General features: G+C 43.5%; 16 protein-coding genes. 12 read left to right on the top strand and 4 right to left on the bottom strand.

Annotated elements, in window-relative coordinates:
* Positions 1-106 precede the first annotated feature (106 nt).
* The 3 genes from BHV72_RS13580 to BHV72_RS13570 all read left to right on the top strand — a co-directional run bounded on the left by BHV72_RS13580 (position 107) and on the right by BHV72_RS13570 (position 4,216).
* Positions 107-1,285 carry an MFS transporter gene (locus tag BHV72_RS13580; RefSeq protein WP_087425232.1) on the top strand — a complete coding sequence of 393 codons (1,179 nt, stop codon included), beginning with the start codon at positions 107-109 and terminating at the stop codon, positions 1,283-1,285.
* A 138-nt stretch (positions 1,286-1,423) separates the two neighbouring features.
* The gene (locus BHV72_RS13575) at positions 1,424-3,406 is read left to right on the top strand and encodes an LruC domain-containing protein (protein WP_087413657.1); all 1,983 of its coding nucleotides are present in this window, start codon (positions 1,424-1,426) and stop codon (positions 3,404-3,406) included.
* 177 nt (positions 3,407-3,583) lie between these two features.
* Positions 3,584-4,216, top strand: coding sequence for a hypothetical protein (locus tag BHV72_RS13570; RefSeq protein ID WP_009120477.1), 633 nt, complete (start codon positions 3,584-3,586; stop codon positions 4,214-4,216).
* A 105-nt stretch (positions 4,217-4,321) separates the two neighbouring features.
* Here BHV72_RS13570 and BHV72_RS13565 read toward each other — a convergent pair whose 3' ends face one another.
* Complete coding sequence (locus tag BHV72_RS13565) at positions 4,322-5,395, bottom strand: sugar kinase (RefSeq protein WP_286856159.1); 1,074 nt, start codon at positions 5,393-5,395, stop codon at positions 4,322-4,324.
* 163 nt (positions 5,396-5,558) lie between these two features.
* Here BHV72_RS13565 and nhaC point away from each other — a divergent pair, with 163 nt between their 5' ends.
* The 3 genes from nhaC (at position 5,559) to BHV72_RS13550 (ending at position 8,398) form a co-directional block, all read left to right on the top strand.
* Positions 5,559-6,995, top strand: coding sequence for a Na+/H+ antiporter NhaC (nhaC, locus tag BHV72_RS13560; protein WP_195622032.1), 1,437 nt, complete (start codon positions 5,559-5,561; stop codon positions 6,993-6,995).
* Positions 6,996-7,057: 62 nt separating this feature from the next.
* Positions 7,058-7,648, top strand: coding sequence for a DUF4251 domain-containing protein (locus BHV72_RS13555; RefSeq protein WP_195622030.1), 591 nt, complete (start codon positions 7,058-7,060; stop codon positions 7,646-7,648).
* An 87-nt stretch (positions 7,649-7,735) separates the two neighbouring features.
* Positions 7,736-8,398 carry a response regulator transcription factor gene (locus BHV72_RS13550; protein WP_039950174.1) on the top strand — a complete coding sequence of 221 codons (663 nt, stop codon included), beginning with the start codon at positions 7,736-7,738 and terminating at the stop codon, positions 8,396-8,398.
* On the opposite strand, the gene mnmA is transcribed toward BHV72_RS13550, so the two are convergent.
* Together mnmA and BHV72_RS13540 are read right to left on the bottom strand one after the other, a co-directional pair.
* Positions 8,355-9,452 (bottom strand): tRNA 2-thiouridine(34) synthase MnmA, encoded by a 1,098-nt coding sequence (gene mnmA / locus BHV72_RS13545; protein WP_087413659.1) that lies wholly within the window; start codon positions 9,450-9,452, stop codon positions 8,355-8,357. The two genes, BHV72_RS13550 and mnmA, sit on opposite strands and share 44 nt — an antisense overlap.
* A gap of 74 nt (positions 9,453-9,526) precedes the next feature.
* Positions 9,527-10,813 carry an O-acetylhomoserine aminocarboxypropyltransferase/cysteine synthase family protein gene (locus BHV72_RS13540; protein WP_087413660.1) on the bottom strand — a complete coding sequence of 429 codons (1,287 nt, stop codon included), beginning with the start codon at positions 10,811-10,813 and terminating at the stop codon, positions 9,527-9,529.
* 171 nt (positions 10,814-10,984) lie between these two features.
* Between BHV72_RS13540 and BHV72_RS13535 the strand changes: the two genes are divergently transcribed.
* Positions 10,985-12,415, top strand: coding sequence for a S41 family peptidase (locus BHV72_RS13535; protein WP_087413661.1), 1,431 nt, complete (start codon positions 10,985-10,987; stop codon positions 12,413-12,415).
* A gap of 8 nt (positions 12,416-12,423) precedes the next feature.
* Positions 12,424-13,263: a DUF4595 domain-containing protein gene (locus BHV72_RS13530; protein WP_087413662.1), complete on the top strand. Its 840-nt coding sequence runs from the start codon at positions 12,424-12,426 to the stop codon at positions 13,261-13,263.
* On the opposite strand, the gene BHV72_RS13525 is transcribed toward BHV72_RS13530, so the two are convergent.
* Complete coding sequence (locus tag BHV72_RS13525) at positions 13,264-14,082, bottom strand: alpha/beta hydrolase (RefSeq protein ID WP_087413663.1); 819 nt, start codon at positions 14,080-14,082, stop codon at positions 13,264-13,266. It abuts the gene before it with no gap.
* Between the two features lie 93 nt (positions 14,083-14,175).
* On the opposite strand from BHV72_RS13525, the gene BHV72_RS13520 reads away from it, so the two are divergent.
* From BHV72_RS13520 to BHV72_RS13505, 4 genes are all read left to right on the top strand, one after another.
* Entirely contained in the window at positions 14,176-15,471 is a 1,296-nt protein-coding gene (locus tag BHV72_RS13520) for a hemolysin family protein (protein ID WP_087413664.1), read from the top strand.
* A 42-nt stretch (positions 15,472-15,513) separates the two neighbouring features.
* Positions 15,514-15,987 (top strand): copper resistance protein NlpE N-terminal domain-containing protein, encoded by a 474-nt coding sequence (locus tag BHV72_RS13515; RefSeq protein ID WP_009120466.1) that lies wholly within the window; start codon positions 15,514-15,516, stop codon positions 15,985-15,987.
* Positions 15,988-16,205: 218 nt separating this feature from the next.
* The gene (locus BHV72_RS13510; protein WP_087413665.1) at positions 16,206-17,207 is read left to right on the top strand and encodes a uroporphyrinogen decarboxylase family protein; all 1,002 of its coding nucleotides are present in this window, start codon (positions 16,206-16,208) and stop codon (positions 17,205-17,207) included.
* Positions 17,208-17,537: 330 nt separating this feature from the next.
* Positions 17,538-18,770 (top strand): phage integrase SAM-like domain-containing protein, encoded by a 1,233-nt coding sequence (locus tag BHV72_RS13505; protein WP_286856165.1) that lies wholly within the window; start codon positions 17,538-17,540, stop codon positions 18,768-18,770.
* Positions 18,771-18,936 lie beyond the last annotated feature (166 nt).

Raw genomic sequence — 18,936 nt, 5'->3', positions numbered from 1 at the left:
ATGGTACTTTAAGTTCCACCCTGGGAACTTCCCTAAAAACCCGCTCTCCAAATCATGAAAGGCAGAATGATATTCAAATTCTCCCGCTTTTTCCTATCTTTGCTGCATGAAAGCAGAATTAAAAGAAAACGGTGGATTACCGGCGCGTATACTTTGGACGCTTGCTATCGTAGCAGGTATCTCGGTAGCCAATTTGTACTACAACCAGCCCTTGCTGAACGTAATACGCCACGAGTTGGGCGTATCAGAATTCAAGACCAACCTCATTGCCATGATAACGCAAATAGGTTATGCCCTCGGCTTGCTGTTCATTGTACCGTTAGGCGACCTGTACCACCGGAAGAAGATTATTCTGACGAACTTCACTCTACTGATATTTTCGCTCATCGCCATAGCCGCCGCACCCAACATCTACATAATATGGGGAGCGTCGTTCGTTACCGGCGTCTGCTCCATGATACCGCAAATCTTCGTACCGATAGCCTCGCAATTCTCCCGTCCGGAGAATAAAGGGCGTAACGTAGGCGTTGTCATATCCGGTCTGCTTACCGGCATACTCGCCTCACGCGTTATCAGCGGCTTTGTCGGCGAAGTATTGGGATGGCGCGAAATGTATTTCATCGCAGCAGGCATGATGCTGTTATGTGCCATTGCCGTACTGAAAGTGCTGCCGGATATACGGCCTACATTTCAGGGAAAGTACAGCGACCTGATGAAATCCTTGTTTTCCCTTATCAAAGATTATCCGGCCTTACGCATCTACTCCGTACGCGCAGGCGTTGCATTCGGCTCTTTCCTCGCAATGTGGTCGTGCCTCGCTTTCAAAATGGGAGAAGCCCCTTTTTATGCCAACAGTGATGTTATCGGAATTTTGGGGCTGTGCGGAATAGCCGGTGCATTAACCGCATCCTTCGTAGGAAAATATGTGAAGAAGGTCGGAATACGTAACTTCAACTTCATAGGCTGCGGGCTAATCCTGCTGGCATGGGCTTCACTCTATTTCTGCGGCAGCACCTACGCAGGTATCATCGCGGGCGTTGTACTGATTGACATCGGCATGCAGTGTATCCAGCTCAGTAATCAAACCAGCATATTCGATATTTGCCCTTCAGCGTCCAACCGGGTAAACACAATTTTCATGACGACCTACTTCATAGGCGGTTCATTGGGGACTTTCCTCGCCGGCAGTTGTTGGCAAGCGTGGGGCTGGGCCGGTGTAGCCGGTATAGGAACTGCCTTAACCATGCTGTCTCTCCTGATTACTATTTACAACAAAGAGAAATAAAACAAGTATTACCACTTCACAAACTTGTATATATCATCCATTAATTTGCAAATAACTTGAAAAATAGTTGTATATTCTGTTTTCATATCGTATTTTTGCGGTGTATTAGACATATAACCCCAAAAAGAACTCTGCAATATGGACAAGAAGTGGATTATCGCTGCCTTTATCGCAATATTCGCATTAAGCAGCTGCCTTGAAAAAGAAGTTTATCAAGGGCCCGAAGAGGATGAAAAAGAATTTAATGACTTTGACTTTTCCACTGTTCAATCAGCGACGAGTCTTGAAGTGAGCTATGCCAACAGTGGGGTAAAAGCCAATGTGTATTTTGAAGTGTACGATGAGATACCTGTCGAACAAGATGAATATACATATACCAAAAAGACAAATGTCACCCCGCTCTTTGCAGCATATACTGCCGATAACAGCGTTTATAAAGGTACTATCGACCTGCCGGCCTATTTGCAAAAAGTATATATCTATACTCCGGCATTCTTTGCGCAAACCCTTATTGAAGCAGATGTGACGAACGGAAGCATCCAGGCATCGGACAGCGCCCCTGCAAAAGAAGCGGAAACCCGGACCACACCTACTCTCCGGGAGTATGACAGCTACATGGCGACTTCCTTCCGGGAAACTCCCGGTAAATATCAAGGTAACCGCTGGAAAACGTGGTTAGGAGAATACAACCGAAGAAGAAACGGAGAAATCGACTATCAGTATCAAGGCGATTTAGCCGCAACTTGGCGGGATGGCTTATACACAATACATTCTCAAGTTATCAATGTCAACAAAGATTGTCCGGAGGAACTCAAATGCTATTCGGACATATCCATCGACAAAGACGCAGAGATTGCATTAACATTCTTGGGACAAAATACCTGCTGGAACTGCTCTATGGGCTATTACTACTATAAAGCGACGGAAACACCTCCGGCAAGTCTGGAAGATGCCGACGTTATCATGCTTTTCCCGAATACACAAGACGGTTATTGGATTAACAATCCGAGCGCCGCACGCCGTACAGCCGGTGTAGACCGCCTCACAGCCGTCAAATTAATGTATTACCCGCACATAGCCGACGGTAGCCGAGAGGATGCCACAACTGTTTTTCCCGCAGGTTATAAGGTGGGACTTGTCATTGCCAACAACGCATGGAGCAACCGAGTGAGCGGATTCGATGACGACAAGCGCTACCGTGCCGCCACTTCCCAGGGATTAAGCGTTGACAATTCCGGGAATGCCTTTGACGCCCCGCGTACCGCCGCCTACTCATATAACGGTTTTGTCATGGTTTCTTTTGAAGACCATATAAACGACAATAACTTCAGCGACATCGTTGTGGCCTTAAAATCCAATCCGGTAGGCGCTATCGAGGTAGATCCCGATGTAGACCCGGACAATAACCGGACTACAACGGAAATACTGAAAGGCATTTATGCTTTTGAAGATCTCTGGCCTAATAAGGGAGACTACGATATGAACGACGTCATCGTCCGTTATAACTACGAAAAGACTTTCGACAAGGACAATCAAATCTACGCCGAGTCCTTCATCTTCAAAACATTCCAGAACTATGCGGGAAATACGAACGGACTGGCATTTCAACTCGTCGGAAGCGGAAATACCTCTTCCGTCACCGGTTTCATCCGCAGGCCGGGAGAAACGGAATTCAGTGAAACCAACTTTGTTTACGAAGAAGACGACCATGTTTACATTCTCACAGAAGACGTAAAGGAGAATATGGGAACCGAATATAAGGTGACCTTAAAATACGACTCCCCTGCCGGCGCAGCATCGGAAGCCCGGCCTTTCATCTTCAAGAATGAAGCGGACGGCAAACGTTGGGAAGTGCATATTCCGAAAGAACATCCGACCTCCAAAATGGATATGTCCTATTTCCAAATAAGAGATGACGCTTCCAATCCGGAGCAAAACATCTACTACGTGCGCCCCGGCAACTATCCTTTCGCGTTCTTCCTAAGCGGAGCCAATGAAACAGACATTAGCAAACTGCTGGATATCAAGAACGAAAAAACGCCTATCGACCAATTATATAGCGGATACTCCGGATGGGTAACCAGCAACGGCAAGGAAAAACAAGACTGGTACAAGAAGTAAATACCTCCCCGAAAAAATAACGCAATTTAAGAAGAATACATTACCCGGTTTTCAGCCGGTAATGTATTCTTCTTTTATAGAAAAGAAATTTCAATATGCTTTGATTTTCTGCATAAATGTTATACATTTGTCAAAACAGGTATAATTTAATAAATATTCATCAAAATTCATCTAATCATGGACACACAAAAGAAAATCACAGTGACAGGAGTTCTCTCCGAAGGTATCGGTTTAGGTATCAAAAATGCAGTATCTATGCTGGGAGCTACTGTTCTTTGGCTGCTTACAATCTGGATTCCCTATTTAAATGTCGGTACTACTATCGCCATGGCAACCATTCCCATTGAATTGAGTAAAGGAAAAGTTATTTCTCCCCTATTCATCTTCGACGGAAAATACCGTAAATTCATGGGAGAATACTTCACATTGATAGGCTTGATGTATCTCGCCATTATTCCCGCCTTATTTTTCATGATAGTACCGGGTATCATCATATCCATAGGATGGTCACTTGCCATCTATATCTTACTGGATAAAGGCGTGGCTCCGGGCGAAGCCATGATTCAAAGCAATAAAGCTACCTATGGATACAAATGGACTATCTTCGGAGTATCATTCCTGTTGGTTCTGGTGTTCTATATCCTTCTCTGGATTATAAATGCCATTGCGAGCGGCGGATTCGCAATGCTTCTTCTGTTTATTGTCAGCATCGTCTACACCGTGGCAGCACTTGGATGCAGCGCTGTTATTTATCGTAACCTGACAGCAGAGCCCAAACCGGAAACAATGGAAACCGTAGTAGAAGTATAAACCACTATTGAAAAACACCAAAGCCCCCCTTCACCCTTAATCCCCCTGTCACAAGGGAGTACGGAATGGTGAAGGGGGGCTGTCGTTTATTGAAAGTTTCTCTTTTTACCTTGATACCCGTCCCGATGTGTTGCCGCTCATCAGACTTTCCACCTCATCCACCGTTACCAGGTTGAAGTCTCCATAAACAGTGTTCTTTAGCGCGGAAGCGGCGAGGGCATATTCCAATGCCTTTTGGTCATTATCCGGATAAGTGATTAAACCGTATATCATGCCTCCTACAAAGGCATCACCCGCACCTACCCGGTCTATTTCATGTTCAATATCATAGATGCCTGTATGCTTCAAAGCGCCGTCAGAATAAAGAACGGCAGCAAGCAAGTTATGATTGGACGTGATAGAATTACGTAACTCCAGAAATATCTTTCGGCAGCGCGGAACAAGCCGGGACACTGTCTGCCCGAACTCCTCGAAAGCAGGTAAGTCGGATACAAAAGAAGTATCGCCGGCATCAACGGCTTTAAAACCGACGGGCTGTATGCCGAGAATCTCCTGATATTCCGGCTCGGCACCGAAAATCACATCGCTGTATTGCACCAACGGCTGCATCACTTCGGAGGCCGTACGTCCATAACTCCAAAGTTTCCTGCGGAAATTCAAGTCGCAGGAAATAGTGAGTCCCATGCGGTCGGCTATTTCAAGAGCCTCACGGCAGGCGTCAGCTCCCTCCTGCGAAAGGGCTGCAGCGATGCCCGACCAATGAAACCAGCCGGCATCGGCAAATATAGTTTCCCAATCAATCATACCCGGACGGAGCGTTGCGAAAGATGACCCTTCCCGGTCGTACACTACATTGGAATTTCGGAAAGCCGCTCCGCATTCCAAATAATACAATCCCAAACGCTTACCGCCGAACACTATGCCGTCCGTTCCCAACCCGCCGGCACGAAGCGAAGCGATACATGCCCGTGACACTGCATTATCGGGCAGACGGGTTACAAATTCCGTAGGGATGCCGAAATGAGCCAAGGACACCGCCACATTAGCCTCGCTACCGCCATACGTAGCAACAAATTCATTGGTCTGCGAAAAGCGGCGGAATCCGGGGGTAGTAAGCCGCAGCATAACCTCACCGAAAGTAACGACTTTCTTATCGGTGGAAAGGGATTTCTTCTTCATAAGTCTTATATATTCAAAAGCATCAATGGAAAGTCAAATATACTATCAAATTTCCAAGTAAACGCAAAGAATTAATAATATTTATTTGCAGAAAAGGGAAAAGGAAAGATATTCGATGGTTTTGTTATACTTTTGTCACATCATATTTACAGTAACATATCGCATGAGTTCAACAAAGAAAATACCTTCTCCTCTCGTATCCCTTCTCCCTATCCTTATCTTAATAGGAATGCTGTTCGCTACCATCCGCACTTTTGGCAGTGACGCGCTGAACGGCGGAAGTCAGGTGTCCTTACTTACTACTACGGCCGCTTGCGTATTTATAGGAGTGGCTTTTTACCGGATTCCCTGGAAGGATTATGAGATAGCCATTACCAATAACATCGCGGGAGTATCTTCCGCCATTATCATATTGCTGATTATCGGTGCGCTGAGCGGTGCATGGATGATTAGCGGCGTAGTCCCTACCCTCATCTACTACGGAATGCAGATAATACATCCGGACTTCTTCCTTGCCTCTACCTGTATTATCTGCGCACTGGTATCCATCATGACGGGGAGCTCATGGACTACCATCGCCACCATCGGCATCGCCCTGTTGGGAATAGGCAAGGCGCAAGGATTTGAGGAAGGTTGGATTGCAGGCGCCATCATTTCAGGAGCTTACTTCGGCGATAAGGTATCTCCCCTGTCGGATACTACGGTACTTGCCGCATCGGTCACAGAGACTCCGTTGTTCCGCCACATCCGCTATATGATGATTACCACCATTCCGTCACTCGTTATCACGCTGGTTATATTTACGATAATGGGATTCACATACGAAACCAGCGGTACGGAACAGATAGCCGAGTTTGCCGCATCGCTGGATGCCAAATTCCACATTACTCCATGGCTGCTGGTTGTTCCGGTGCTGACGGGAGTACTGATTGCGCGTAAAATACCCTCTATCATCACCCTGTTCTTATCCACTTTGCTGGCTGCCGCTTTTGCCGTCATATTCCAACCCGAACTGCTACATGAGATTTCCGGGAATAATAATCTGTTTGAGGGAACGATGATGAGCCTATATGGCAGTACCGGCCTCCAAAGTGACAGTGCCATGTTGACAGAGTTGATTGCCACACGAGGCATGGCGGGAATGATGAATACGATATGGCTGATTCTTTGCGCCATGTGTTTTGGCGGAGCAATGACGGCAAGCGGGATGCTGGGAAGCATTACTTCCGTATTTGTCCGGTTCATGAAAAGCACCGTCAGCGTAGTGGCATCCACCGTCGGTTCGGGAATATTCCTTAATCTTGCTACGGCAGACCAATACATCAGCATTATCCTCACCGGAAACATGTTCAGCAATATATATGAGAAGAAAGGATATGAAAGCCGTTTGCTAAGCCGCACCACGGAAGACGCCGTTACCGTAACCTCGGTTCTCATTCCGTGGAACACGTGCGGAATGACGCAAGCCACCATCCTAAACATATCCACGCTGACCTACCTTCCTTACTGCTTTTTCAACCTTATCAGTCCGCTAATGAGTATACTTGTTGCAGCCACGGGATATAAAATAATTAAAAAAACAGTGAACAATCCCGGGTAGGCATTGTTCTTGCAATAAACTTATAACGAACAATATAATTTAAACCTAAACAAAAATTAAGTATGAAAAAGTTTATTGCATTAGCAGCATTAGTATTGGTAAGCATGGTAACAACTACCGTGTATGCACAAGAGAGTAGCGCGCAACGCCGTGCAGATCGTAAAGCCCAGAGAGACGCGGAACGCGCCCGCCTGAAAGCGGAACAACAGGCATCCGACGCCGTTTCCTACGATGATGCCGTAGCAGCGCTGAAAGCGCAAAAGTTTGTATTGGAAGCCAATCAGGTAATGTTCCGCAACGGACAAACGGCTTTCGTCACCTCCAACACGAATTTCGTATTGGTGAATCAGGGACGCGGTACGGTACAGGTGGCTTTCAACACTGTCTATCCCGGTCCTAACGGTATTGGCGGCGTAACAGTAGACGGTACCGTATCGGAAATGAAAATGTCTACCGACAAACGCGGTAACATCAATTGTAATTTCAGCATCCAGGGTATCGGCATCTCCGCGCAGATATTCCTTACGCTGACCAACGGCGGCAATAATGCAACCGTTACCATCAGCCCGAACTTCAACTCCAACACTATGACTTTAAGTGGCAACCTGTTGCCGTTGAACCAATCAAATATCTTCAAGGGACGTTCTTGGTAAAGCCTGTTACAATATATATTCTCAACTCCGCTGCAAATCACTTAAAAAGTGTACATTTGCAGCGGAGTTTTTTTATATGTATGCATCATGAGAGAATTTATCATCGCGGACAATCAAGATATAACCAAAGCAGGCATGATGTTTCTGTTGAGCAAACAGAAGGACACCGCCTTGCTGCTGGAAGCCGACAATAAAGCGGAGCTTATACAACAGTTGAGGTTACATCCCGAGGCGGTGGTAATATTGGACTATACACTGTTTGACTTCACCGGCGCCGATGAACTGATTGTATTGCACGAACGCTTCAAGACGGCGGACTGGTTACTGTTTTCCGACGAGCTGAGCGTCAGCTTTCTGCGACAGGTTTTGTTCAGCAGCATGGCGTTCGGAGTAGTGTTGAAGGACAATTCCAGAGAAGAGATACTCACCGCACTGCAATGCGCATCACGCAAGGAACGTTTCATATGCAACCACGTCAGCAACTTATTACTATCGGGAAATAATCAGCCGGCCGCTCCCCACCCCGCTCTGCAAGACGCGCTACTGACACCCGCCGAAAGAAGCATTCTGAAAGAGATTGCATTAGGAAAAACTACCAAAGAAATAGCAGCCGAAAGAAACCTCAGTTTCCATACCGTGAACAGCCACCGGAAGAATATCTTCAGAAAACTGAGTGTGAACAACGCCCACGAAGCTACGAAATATGCTATGAAAGCGGGCATTGTGGATTTGGTGGAGTACTATATCTGATTTCCCCGCTTCCGATACAAAGTTTGGCAGCCTCATCATATACAACGCCAAATTGCCCGGGAGCTATACCCTGCAACTTCTCCTCGGAAACAATAAGACAGCCTGTTTCATCCCGTAACAGCTTGCCTCTGATAAACTCGGGAGTATGGCGTATCTTGAACGTAACCGGAATCGCTTCTTTGACACCTTCCCACGGATTTTCCGTAATAAAATGGAAATCCTGCATACCGAACTCGTGTCCGTATTGCAATTCCGTATCATATCCGCGCGATACATAAATTACATTCCCATCCGTATCTTTACGCACCACAAACCAAGGCCCGCCGCTCAGCCCCAAACCTTTACGCTGGCCGATAGTATGAAACCAATAACCACGATGCGCACCCAATATCTTTCCCGTTTCCAGCTCAACAATCCGGCCTTCCTTTTCTCCCAAAAAACGGCGGACAAAGTCATTATAATTAATCTTCCCCAAGAAACAGATTCCCTGGCTGTCCCGTCTTCGGGCGCTGGGTAGCTTGGCTCTCAGAGCAATGTCACGCACTTCCCGTTTCATCAGTCCGCCCAACGGAAACATCAGTTTGGAAACTTGCAGGTAGTCTATCTGCGCAAGAAAGTCCGTCTGGTCTTTTATCGGATCGAGGGCTGTTCCCAACCAGGTCTTTCCATTCCGCAGGACAGTAGTGGCGTAATGCCCGGTTGCCGTAAAGTCGAAATCCTTGCCGACTTGCTGTTCAAAGCAGCCGAACTTAATCAGCTTGTTGCACATCACATCCGGATTCGGAGTGAACCCGCGGCGAACTTTTTCAATAGCATAAGCGGCTACATTATCCCAGTACTCCCGATGTAAATCAACGACTTCCAGCGAAAGGCCGTAACGGCGCGCTACGGCAGAAGCCATCTCCAGGTCTTCCTCTGCCGAACAGTCCATATAATCGGCATCATCCTTCCCTATCTTTATATAAAACAGGGAAGGACGGTAGCCTTGTTCGCAAAGAAGGTGTACGACAACAGAACTGTCGACACCTCCGGATAATAAAACGGCAATATTCATATTTATACTGTATCTGAAGTTTTCATCCGATGAATAAATGGTTTCATCGGACGAAATGTTCTTTTGTTCCGAGCTTAAATTCTCTCCAACGCCTGCGACAAATCATCCAACAAATCATCTATATGCTCCGTCCCGATGGAAAGGCGTACCGTTCCCGGCTTGATACCCTGCTCCGCCAACTCCTGTTCGTTCAACTGCGAATGAGTGGTAGTAGCGGGATGTATAACAAGTGACTTTACATCTGCCACATTGGCTAATAATGAGAATATCTGCAGACTGTCAATAAACGTCTGAGCCTCTTTCTCTCCACCCTTTACCTCAAAGGTAAAGATGGAACCTGCGCCTTTGGGAAAATACTTTTGATATAGCGCGTGGTCCGGATGATTTGGTAAAGATGGATGGTTCACAGCCGCCACTTTTGGATGGCTCCTCAAGAATTCCACAACTTTCAGCGCATTCTCCACATGGCGTTCCACACGCAGAGAGAGGGTTTCCAAACCCTGCAAAAGAATAAAAGCATTGAAAGGACTGATGGCGGCGCCGGTATCGCGCAATAAAACGGCACGGATACGAACGGCGTATGCAGCCGCGCCCGCCGCGTCGACAAAACGTACGCCATGATAGCTCGGATCGGGTTTGGTCAGTTGCGGGAATTTACCGGAAGCCACCCAGTCGAACTTGCCACCATCTACAATAACACCGCCTAAAGAAGTACCATGTCCGCCTATAAACTTCGTGGCGGAATGCACCACAATATCAGCGCCATGCTCGATAGGACGAATCAAATAAGGAGTACCGAAGGTATTGTCGATAATCAAAGGGATTTTATGACGATGGGCAATCTCGGCAACGGCGTCAATATCAATGATATTGGAATTAGGATTTCCCAATGTCTCGATAAAGACGGCTTTCGTATTTTCCCGGATAGCTTTCTCGAAGTTGGACAAATCACCCGGATCAACAAAAGTGGCCGTGACACCGTAAGCCGGTAATGTATGCGCCAGCAGATTGTATGTTCCGCCATAAATGGTTTTAGCTGCCACGATATGATCACCCGCACGCGTGATATTCTCGAAAGCATAGGTTACAGCCGCCGCACCGGACGCGACCGCCAACCCGGCAACACCGCCTTCAAGGGCGGCAACACGTTGCTCAAACACTCCTTGTGTGGAATTGGTCAGCCTGCCGTAAATATTGCCAGGTTCTTGCAAACCAAAACGGGCGGCTGCATGAGCCGAGTTACGAAACACATACGAGGTAGTCTGATAAATAGGTACGGCACGCGCATCCGTGGCCGGGTCAGGTTGTTCTTGTCCCACATGAAGCTGCAGCGTTTCAAAATGTAATTTCTTTGTTTCCATCGTCATTTGTATTTATAGGTGAAATGATTCCTCTTGGTTGAATGTTGCAAAGATAGAGGGATAAAAGCAGGCCGCCTATGACACATGATAGGGAATTTTATACCATATTTGTGGTAGATAAAAGAACTATTCGCTATTTTTGTGGGCGAAAACCAAATGATATAGAGACTGATGAAGCTAAGGAAACTGTTACTTTTCCCATTACCGGGACTCCTCGTACTGACAAGCCTGTTTTCCTGCGGGGAAGATCGCTGGAAGGAATACTATCCGCTGACAGGACGCGATCTGTGGATGGACAGCCTGATGCGGGAAGTCTACTTATGGTATGAGGACATTCCTGCTTCCAAAGGTCTGAACTATTTTCAGAGTCCGGAGGCTTTCTTAAAAAGTATCTTATCGAAGAATGATAAAGGCTTTTCCACCGTTGACACGATAATGGATACCCCTCTGCCAAGTTACGGTTTTGATTATACATTATATAAAATAGCTACCAGCGATACGACTTATAATGCACTTGTTTCGTATGTAGCCAAGAATTCACCCGCAGAGGAAGCCGGACTGGAACGTGGCAGTTGGATTATGCTTGTGGACGGCGACTCCATCACTAAAAAGACAGAAGAAAGACTGATGGATGGTGGCGTGCGAACATTGCACATCGGAAAGTATGTGATAGTAAAAGATGAAAATAACGAAGACACAGAGGGAGATACGGAAACCGAAGGCGGAGACAGTGAGGATACGGAAGATGATGAGGATGATAAGGGAGTAGGCGTCATACAGGAAATAGGAGATGTTACGCTACCGGCCGTGCGTCCGGTGACGGAAAGTCCTGTTTATGTAAATGGGGTTATAGCATTGGAAGGTACTGACTATAAAATAGCCTATTTAGCATATAACTCTTTCACTGCCGGTACTGCAGAAAGCAATGAAAAGTATAACAATGAATTACGGACTTTCTCCCAACAGTGCAAACAGCTTAACATTAATAATTTTATATTAGACCTTCGCTACAACTCCGGTGGAGAAATGGAGTGCGTGCAACTTCTCGCAGACATTCTCGTACCTGCCGATAGACTGGAAAGTCCTTTCGCTTTCCTGCAATACAATGACAAGCAAAGTTCCAAGAACCGTGACCTGATATTGGATTCCCAACTCTTGCAAGGCGGAGCCAATCTGAATCTGCCCAAAGTCTATATCATCACGAGCGGAACTACAGCCGGTGCTGCGGAAATGCTTATCAACTGCCTGAAGCCCTATATGACAATAGTCCTTATCGGACAAACAACCAAAGGAGAATATGTAGCCACGGAAACTTTCATCAATCCGAAATATCCCTGGGCATTACGTCCGGTAGTATGTGAAGTATTCAACTCCAATGGAGAAGCAAATTACAGTACAGGCTTCAAACCGGACATTTCCATCAACGAAACATCTTATTTGCAATATTATCTTCCCTTAGGCGATCCCAATGAGATATTGCTCAATACAGCCCTGGGGGTTATAGCAGGGGTTATTGAATTACCGAAATCTCAAACGACCGAAACCGCAGTGAAGAGTTTTACTACCAAAAAGAATATTCGCAAGGGGTTGATTATTAAATAATAAAAGTAATGAAGAAAATTGTCTTTACATTATTGGTTGCGTTCACAGTACTAACAGCTTGTGAAGACAATAATGATTCCGCCAACAGTAGCAACCCTGCCATGGCTTTTTCTAAAATACAATTGTCGGAAGACAGCCCTTACGAAGCGGGAACACCTACGGTTACTACCACCCAGACCTACTCATATAGCCAAGGGAAACTGACTGACTTCACTACCGTACAAAGCTATTCCGTTCAAGGAGAACCGATGAAAATAGAAAATACGGCATCGGTGACCTATAATGAGCATCAAGCCGTAGTAACAGATAATTTTGGCAATGTATCCACTTACCTTTTAGATGACAACGGATATGCCACCTCATGTACACGACAGGAAACAGGTACAACGCGTACCTATATTTTCTCATACTTCGTTGCTCCGGAAGGCGAATACTATTTGGAAAACATAACAGAAAATGTAAACGGCGAAATATACGCATCCATCGATATAGATTACAGCAACTATCAGGCATTGCGCATTACACAAAAAGTAGATACTTACGAGCAAGCGTATACGGCTACTACTCAGGCTACTAACGAAACCAATAATGTATCAGAAGTTCCTTGTCTGTTCTTTACCGGCTTGTATCCGCTGTCTCTACATTCTGCCGCTTTGTATGGGAAATTACTGGGAGAACCTTTCAATATTCTAATAGACCGGATTATCCCTGACGGAAATACAGCAAGTAAAGAAGTTACAAAGTATACCTATTCTTTTGATAAACGTAATATCATAACTTCCTGCAAAGAAGTTATAAACAGTTACGGCACGGATTATATCCGCACCGTACACTATGTAATTGAATAATTATCTATTGAAGAATTTACAGAAGAACAATATGTGATAATCCAGAGAGTTATTCCAATACGTACCGGTATGACCTCCGGGACGTGTTATGAAGTCATGGTCTATTTTGTATGCCAATAGCCGTTTGTGCAATTCCTTATTTACCTCAAGAAAGAAATCGCTCTCACCGCAATCTATAATCAAAGCCAAATCCCCATTTGCCAGTTTATCAACCTGATTGATTACTGTGTGACTATTCCATACCGCCTCATTCGCAGTAAGCTCCCCCAATTGTTTTTTCATTTCCCAATTATTGGGAAACGGCCGGATATCTACCCCACCGCTCATACTCCCCGCCGCGCCGAATATATCTTTATGACGGATAGCATTCCATAACGCGCCATGTCCGCCCATACTCAAGCCACTGATAGCACGCGCCCTTTTTTCAGGAATCGTAGCATAATGCGTATCGGTATAATTCACCAATTCCGAAGAGATAAAAGTTTCATAACGATAAGCGGGGTTCTTAGGACTATCCCAATACCAACTGTTCTTCCCGTCAGGGCATACAAATATAATACCCTTTTCATCGGCTATTTGAGGCAACTCCGGCTTCAACCCGATCCATGAACGTGCATTACCGCTATATCCATGCAATAAATATATCACCGGACAGGCCTGAGGATGCTCTGCCATAGTTTTGTCCGGAAGAATATAAACCACCTTTATGTCCTTGTTCATCGAAGGGCTTTTTACGAACACTGTATCTACACGTGCAGCCTGTACACTTATCGCTACCACTTGCAGCAAGAATACCAATAGAAAATGTCTGCTTTTCATGTTAAAATGTTTAATCTTCTTAAGAGACGACAATATTAACAATAAATATTTGAAAAACGTTATCTTTGCGCACAAACTATTTGTAATCCAAACATGGAATTTATTATTATTCTATTTTTACTTATCTTGAATGGCATCTTTGCCATGTATGAAATCGCATTAGTATCTTCAAGTAAAGCACGCTTAGAGACCCTTGTAAGTAAGGGAAACAAAAGTGCAAAGGGGGTTCTGAAACAATTGGAAGAACCTGAAAAGTTTCTCTCCACCATTCAAATCGGTATTACGCTGATCGGTATCATATCGGGTGCATACGGCGGTGTGGCCATAGCCGACGATGTTGCTCCGCTATTTGCCATGATACCCGGTTTGGAATCTTATGCCAAAGACTTGGCCATGATTACCACCGTAGCTGTTATTACTTACTTGTCACTGATTATCGGAGAGTTGGTTCCCAAATCCATGGCTTTAAACAATCCGGAACGCTATGCCACTTTACTCAGTCCGTTTATGATTGTTCTTACTAAGGTGTCCTACCCGTTTGTATGCTTGCTCAGTGCCTCAACCAAACTGACAAACAAACTTATCGGCATGAAAGACGGAGAAGAACGGCAAATGACGCAAGAGGAACTGAAAATGATCTTACACCAAAGCTCTGAACAAGGTGTTATCGACAAAGACGAAACCGAAATGCTGCGGGATGTTTTCCGCTTCTCGGATAAAAGAGCCAACGACCTGATGACGCACCGACGCGATGTGATCGTATTACACCCTACAGATACGCAAGAAGAGGTTCTGCGGATTATCCACGAAGAACATTTCAGCAAGTACCTGTTGGTGGAAAGCGGTAAGGACGAGATTGTAGGAGTGGTTTCCGTCAAAGATATTATTCTGATGTTGGGTGGCGAAGAGCCGTTCAATCTTCGTACAATTGCACGCCCGCCTCTGTTTATTCCTGAAAGTTTATATGCAAAAAAAGTTTTAGAGCTCTTTAAGAAGAACAAAAACAAGTTCGGAGTTGTTGTAGACGAGTATGGAAATACGGAAGGTATTATCACTTTGCACGATTTGACGGAAAGTATCTTCGGCGATATCTTGGAAGAGAATGAAACGGAAGAAGAAGATATAATCACCAGAGCAGACGGTTCCATGCTGGTAGAGGCGTCAATGAATTTGGATGACTTTATGGAAGCAATGGGAATACTGAATTATGATGATTTGAAAGAAGAGGACTTTACCACTTTAAGCGGACTTGCAATGTTCCTCATCGGACGAGTTCCCAAAGCCGGTGACATATTCAGCTATAAAAACCTGGAGTTTGAAATAGTGGATATGGATCGTGGAAGAGTAGATAAACTGCTCGTTATTAAACGAGATGATAATGAAGAATAACGCTATTGGCGTTTCTTAATATTAACTTAAACCATTAAAGCAATGAAAAAAGTAATGATGATTGCAGCGATTGCCGCTGCATTGGTATCCTGCCAATCAAAAGGAAATCAAAACAACGATACCATGAGTGAAGGTGTCATGACTGTTGCAGCAAACGATTCCTCTGCAGTAGCCGTTTACGAAGGTATACTTCCGGCAGCCGACGGCCCGGGTATTCAGTATGTGCTGAGTGTAGACAGTATAGGTCCGGACGGTGAAAGCGGTTATACATTAGTTACGACTTACCTGGATGCGGAAGGACAAGGAAAGAATAAATCCTTCACTTCTACAGGAAAACGCCAGGTTATTCAGAAAGATGTTAATAACAACAAGAAAACCGCATATAAGTTGACGCCTAATGACGGAGAGGCGCCCGTATATTTCGTTGTTGTAAATGACACTACTTTAAGATTGGTAAACGATAGTCTGCAAGAGGCTGTAAGCGATTTGAATTATGATATTATTCAGGTGAAATAAACAATAGTATATATTCGCTAAACATAAAGGAACTAATCTGAGAGGTTAGTTCCTTTTTTATCCTAACAGCATTGAGACATCGGCAATAGTATTTTGGCAAAAATAAGCTATAAAATACAGTTTGATACAAAATAGAAAAGTATTGAAACGATATTGAAAGCCTCACATTACCCTTCCGGCTATCTTTGTAACATCAAACTTATAAATGAAAAACACATATGAGAAATTTATTTTTTATATTATTATGTATCACGACCTTGGTTCAAGCACAAAAGCCAACTAACAAAAGGGAAATAATGCAGCAGTTTCTTGATGGAACATTAGATAAATCCTATGTACCCAGTGCTTTCTTTATGCATTTTGGAAAAGATGCTAAAGTAGGAGAAAATGCAATTAACGCCCACCTTCGTTATTTCCTTTCAACAGGAATGGATTTTGTAAAAATTCAATTTGAGCAAGGTTATGGACGTATTCAAATTGAAAAGCCTGAAGATTGGGATAAAATCAGACCACTTCCTAATGATTTTTTTACTCCTACTTTACATATCGTGAAAGGTATTTATGATATAGCCGGAGCAAATACCATGATACTTCCGACAGTCTACTCTCCTTTCCAAATGTTGGTACAAACAGTAGGGGCAAAAACTGTAATAGCTTATGCCCAAAAAGGGCCGGAACGTATTAAACAAGCATTAGGGTACTTCACAGATGCTCTCATTGGATATGTGAAAGCGTGTAAGCAAATAGGTGTAGATGGCTTCTATACCCCAACTCAAGGCGGAGAACAAAAATTCTATGAAGTACCTAATTTTTTTGAGACATTTGTAAAGCCATACGATTTGAAAGTTATGCAAGAATGCAACACAAACACAAAACTAAATATTCTTCACATTTGCGACTATGAGGGTAGCTATGATGATTTGACTCGCTTTATTTCATATCCGGGACAAATCGTTAATGCCCCCATAGAAGTAAATGGTAAGCCATTTAGCCTCAAAGATTGCGAACGATTATTTAAACGTCCGGCGATGGGTGGACTGTATCGAAAAGGAACAATTTTAGAGGGGACGACAGAACAGGTTATAAACGAAGTTAATGCATTAAAACATGATTTAGGTGGCAAACGCTTCATTTTAGGAGCCGATTGCACAATTTTACCTAAAACACCAATGGATAACGTCAGAGCTGCAATACAATCATCACATCATACTCACGAATAATTCATAGGCTTTTTAAATTCATAGTAAGGTTAATAGGTATTATCTCATAGATGATTATTTGGATTAGATTGTTTTAGAAAAGCGAATGTTGTGAGACATTCGCTTTTTATGTATCATATAGTTTCATCTAGACATACATATCCTATGATCTCTAAAAAGAAAGAAATATATCAAAGCTAAAAAACTCCGATAGTTAATTAAAATTCAATCGTTATTGCTTTTCATATAAAAAGCATTTTGCTTTCCCTACATTTTCCAACTTTGTATGCAAATTGTATGTTACTGCATACTACTTCACAAAATCATATTAACTATCAAAATTCATTAGCTATGTACAAATATTCAAAAGACGGTATATCCGTACTCACCGTATTAGACAAAAGAAAAGTAAAAAAGAGTGGATTATTTCCAATCAAAGTACAAGTCATTTATAATCGTAAGCAAAAATACTATTCTACTGGCCAAGAAGTATCTATCAGAGAGTGGGAACAGTTACCTCGCTGTAAAACCCGTAAGTTGTCATCTATACGCCATAATGTAGAAAACAGCTTTTCTCTTGTCAGGCAGCAAGTTGAAACTTTGGCATTTCGTGGTGAATTCAGCTTTGATATCTTAAATGCCAGACTCGGCAGATATTCAGGAATATCAGTTAACTCTGTGTTTCTCAAAAAAATGGAAGAACTAAAGAGCAATGGGCAGGCTAACACCTATTTCTCTTACAAAGGAACTTTGCACAAAATAGAACAATTTGCAGGCAAACAAATATCATTCCAAGAAATCAGCATAAACTGGCTTAATCGATGTGAACATTTCTGGTTATCAACAGGCAGCAGTTATTCCAGCATGAGTTTCTATTTCCGAAATTTAAAATGTATCATGAACATGGCGCGTAAAGATGGTATTATTAAAGAAAGCCAATATCCCTTCGGAAAAGGCAAGTATGAAGTACCAAGTGGCAGCGGACGAAAATTAGCTCTTACTTTAGAACAGATCAAGAAATTAATAACATATACAGACGGAACAAAAGCAACTGAAATGTATCGTGATCTATGGTTCTTCTCTTATTTATGTAATGGCATCAACTTCAGAGACATGGTTTTTCTACAGTATTCCAATATTATAAATGGAGAAATATGCTTTATACGTGCCAAAACCGCAAGAAACACTAAATATGGTAAAATCATACATGCGGTAATTACTCCAGAAATGCAAACTATTATTAATAAATGGGGAAACACCGACATCTCCCCAAATAACTACATTTTTCCTTTTGCCAAAGGAACGGAAGATCCTTTCGAAAAAGTGAAATTAATTAGAGAAATCGTCACTGAATGTAATCAAATACTTCGGAAAATAACGAATGCTACTGGTATTCCTCGAATAACAACTTATTCAGCCCGCCACTCATATGCAACAGTATTAAAACGCAGTGGTGTCAATATAGCCTATATATCTGAAAGCCTTGGACATTCAAATATTACCATTACAGAAAATTATCTTGCCAGTTTCGAAGTAGATGAAAGAAGGAAGAACTCGGCTCTCCTAACAAAATTCCTTCCATAATAGTATATGCAAATTGTATGTTCCTAACCTAAAAACAGACACATTAATGTAGATGTATCTTGAAATGTTTTTGATAGCATTTGATACAATTCTTAAATTCCGTTTATGAAAATTCCACTTTGTTTGCATTATGAAATAACACGATGTTTAACTTTAAAAATGACGT

This window comes from Bacteroides sp. 43_46, assembly GCF_001915455.1.
In the GTDB taxonomy this organism is placed as follows: domain Bacteria; phylum Bacteroidota; class Bacteroidia; order Bacteroidales; family Bacteroidaceae; genus Bacteroides; species Bacteroides caccae.
This window is presented reverse-complemented; position numbering and strand designations above follow the sequence as displayed.

Excerpts from the sequence above, each read along its gene's own strand:
- BHV72_RS13535 (WP_087413661.1), top strand. The coding sequence starts at position 10,985 with ATGAAGCTAAGGAAACTGTTACTTTTCCCATTACCGGGACTCCTCGTA.
- BHV72_RS13570 (WP_009120477.1), top strand. The coding sequence starts at position 3,584 with ATGGACACACAAAAGAAAATCACAGTGACAGGAGTTCTCTCCGAAGGT.
- nhaC (WP_195622032.1), top strand. The coding sequence starts at position 5,559 with ATGAGTTCAACAAAGAAAATACCTTCTCCTCTCGTATCCCTTCTCCCT.
- mnmA (WP_087413659.1), bottom strand. The coding sequence starts at position 9,452 with ATGAATATTGCCGTTTTATTATCCGGAGGTGTCGACAGTTCTGTTGTC.
- BHV72_RS13540 (WP_087413660.1), bottom strand. The coding sequence starts at position 10,813 with ATGGAAACAAAGAAATTACATTTTGAAACGCTGCAGCTTCATGTGGGA.
- BHV72_RS13575 (WP_087413657.1), top strand. The coding sequence starts at position 1,424 with ATGGACAAGAAGTGGATTATCGCTGCCTTTATCGCAATATTCGCATTA.
- BHV72_RS13530 (WP_087413662.1), top strand. The coding sequence starts at position 12,424 with ATGAAGAAAATTGTCTTTACATTATTGGTTGCGTTCACAGTACTAACA.
- BHV72_RS13525 (WP_087413663.1), bottom strand. The coding sequence starts at position 14,082 with ATGAAAAGCAGACATTTTCTATTGGTATTCTTGCTGCAAGTGGTAGCG.
- BHV72_RS13555 (WP_195622030.1), top strand. The coding sequence starts at position 7,058 with ATGAAAAAGTTTATTGCATTAGCAGCATTAGTATTGGTAAGCATGGTA.
- BHV72_RS13520 (WP_087413664.1), top strand. The coding sequence starts at position 14,176 with ATGGAATTTATTATTATTCTATTTTTACTTATCTTGAATGGCATCTTT.
- BHV72_RS13515 (WP_009120466.1), top strand. The coding sequence starts at position 15,514 with ATGAAAAAAGTAATGATGATTGCAGCGATTGCCGCTGCATTGGTATCC.
- BHV72_RS13565 (WP_286856159.1), bottom strand. The coding sequence starts at position 5,395 with ATGAAGAAGAAATCCCTTTCCACCGATAAGAAAGTCGTTACTTTCGGT.
- BHV72_RS13505 (WP_286856165.1), top strand. The coding sequence starts at position 17,538 with ATGTACAAATATTCAAAAGACGGTATATCCGTACTCACCGTATTAGAC.
- BHV72_RS13510 (WP_087413665.1), top strand. The coding sequence starts at position 16,206 with ATGAGAAATTTATTTTTTATATTATTATGTATCACGACCTTGGTTCAA.
- BHV72_RS13550 (WP_039950174.1), top strand. The coding sequence starts at position 7,736 with ATGAGAGAATTTATCATCGCGGACAATCAAGATATAACCAAAGCAGGC.
- BHV72_RS13580 (WP_087425232.1), top strand. The coding sequence starts at position 107 with ATGAAAGCAGAATTAAAAGAAAACGGTGGATTACCGGCGCGTATACTT.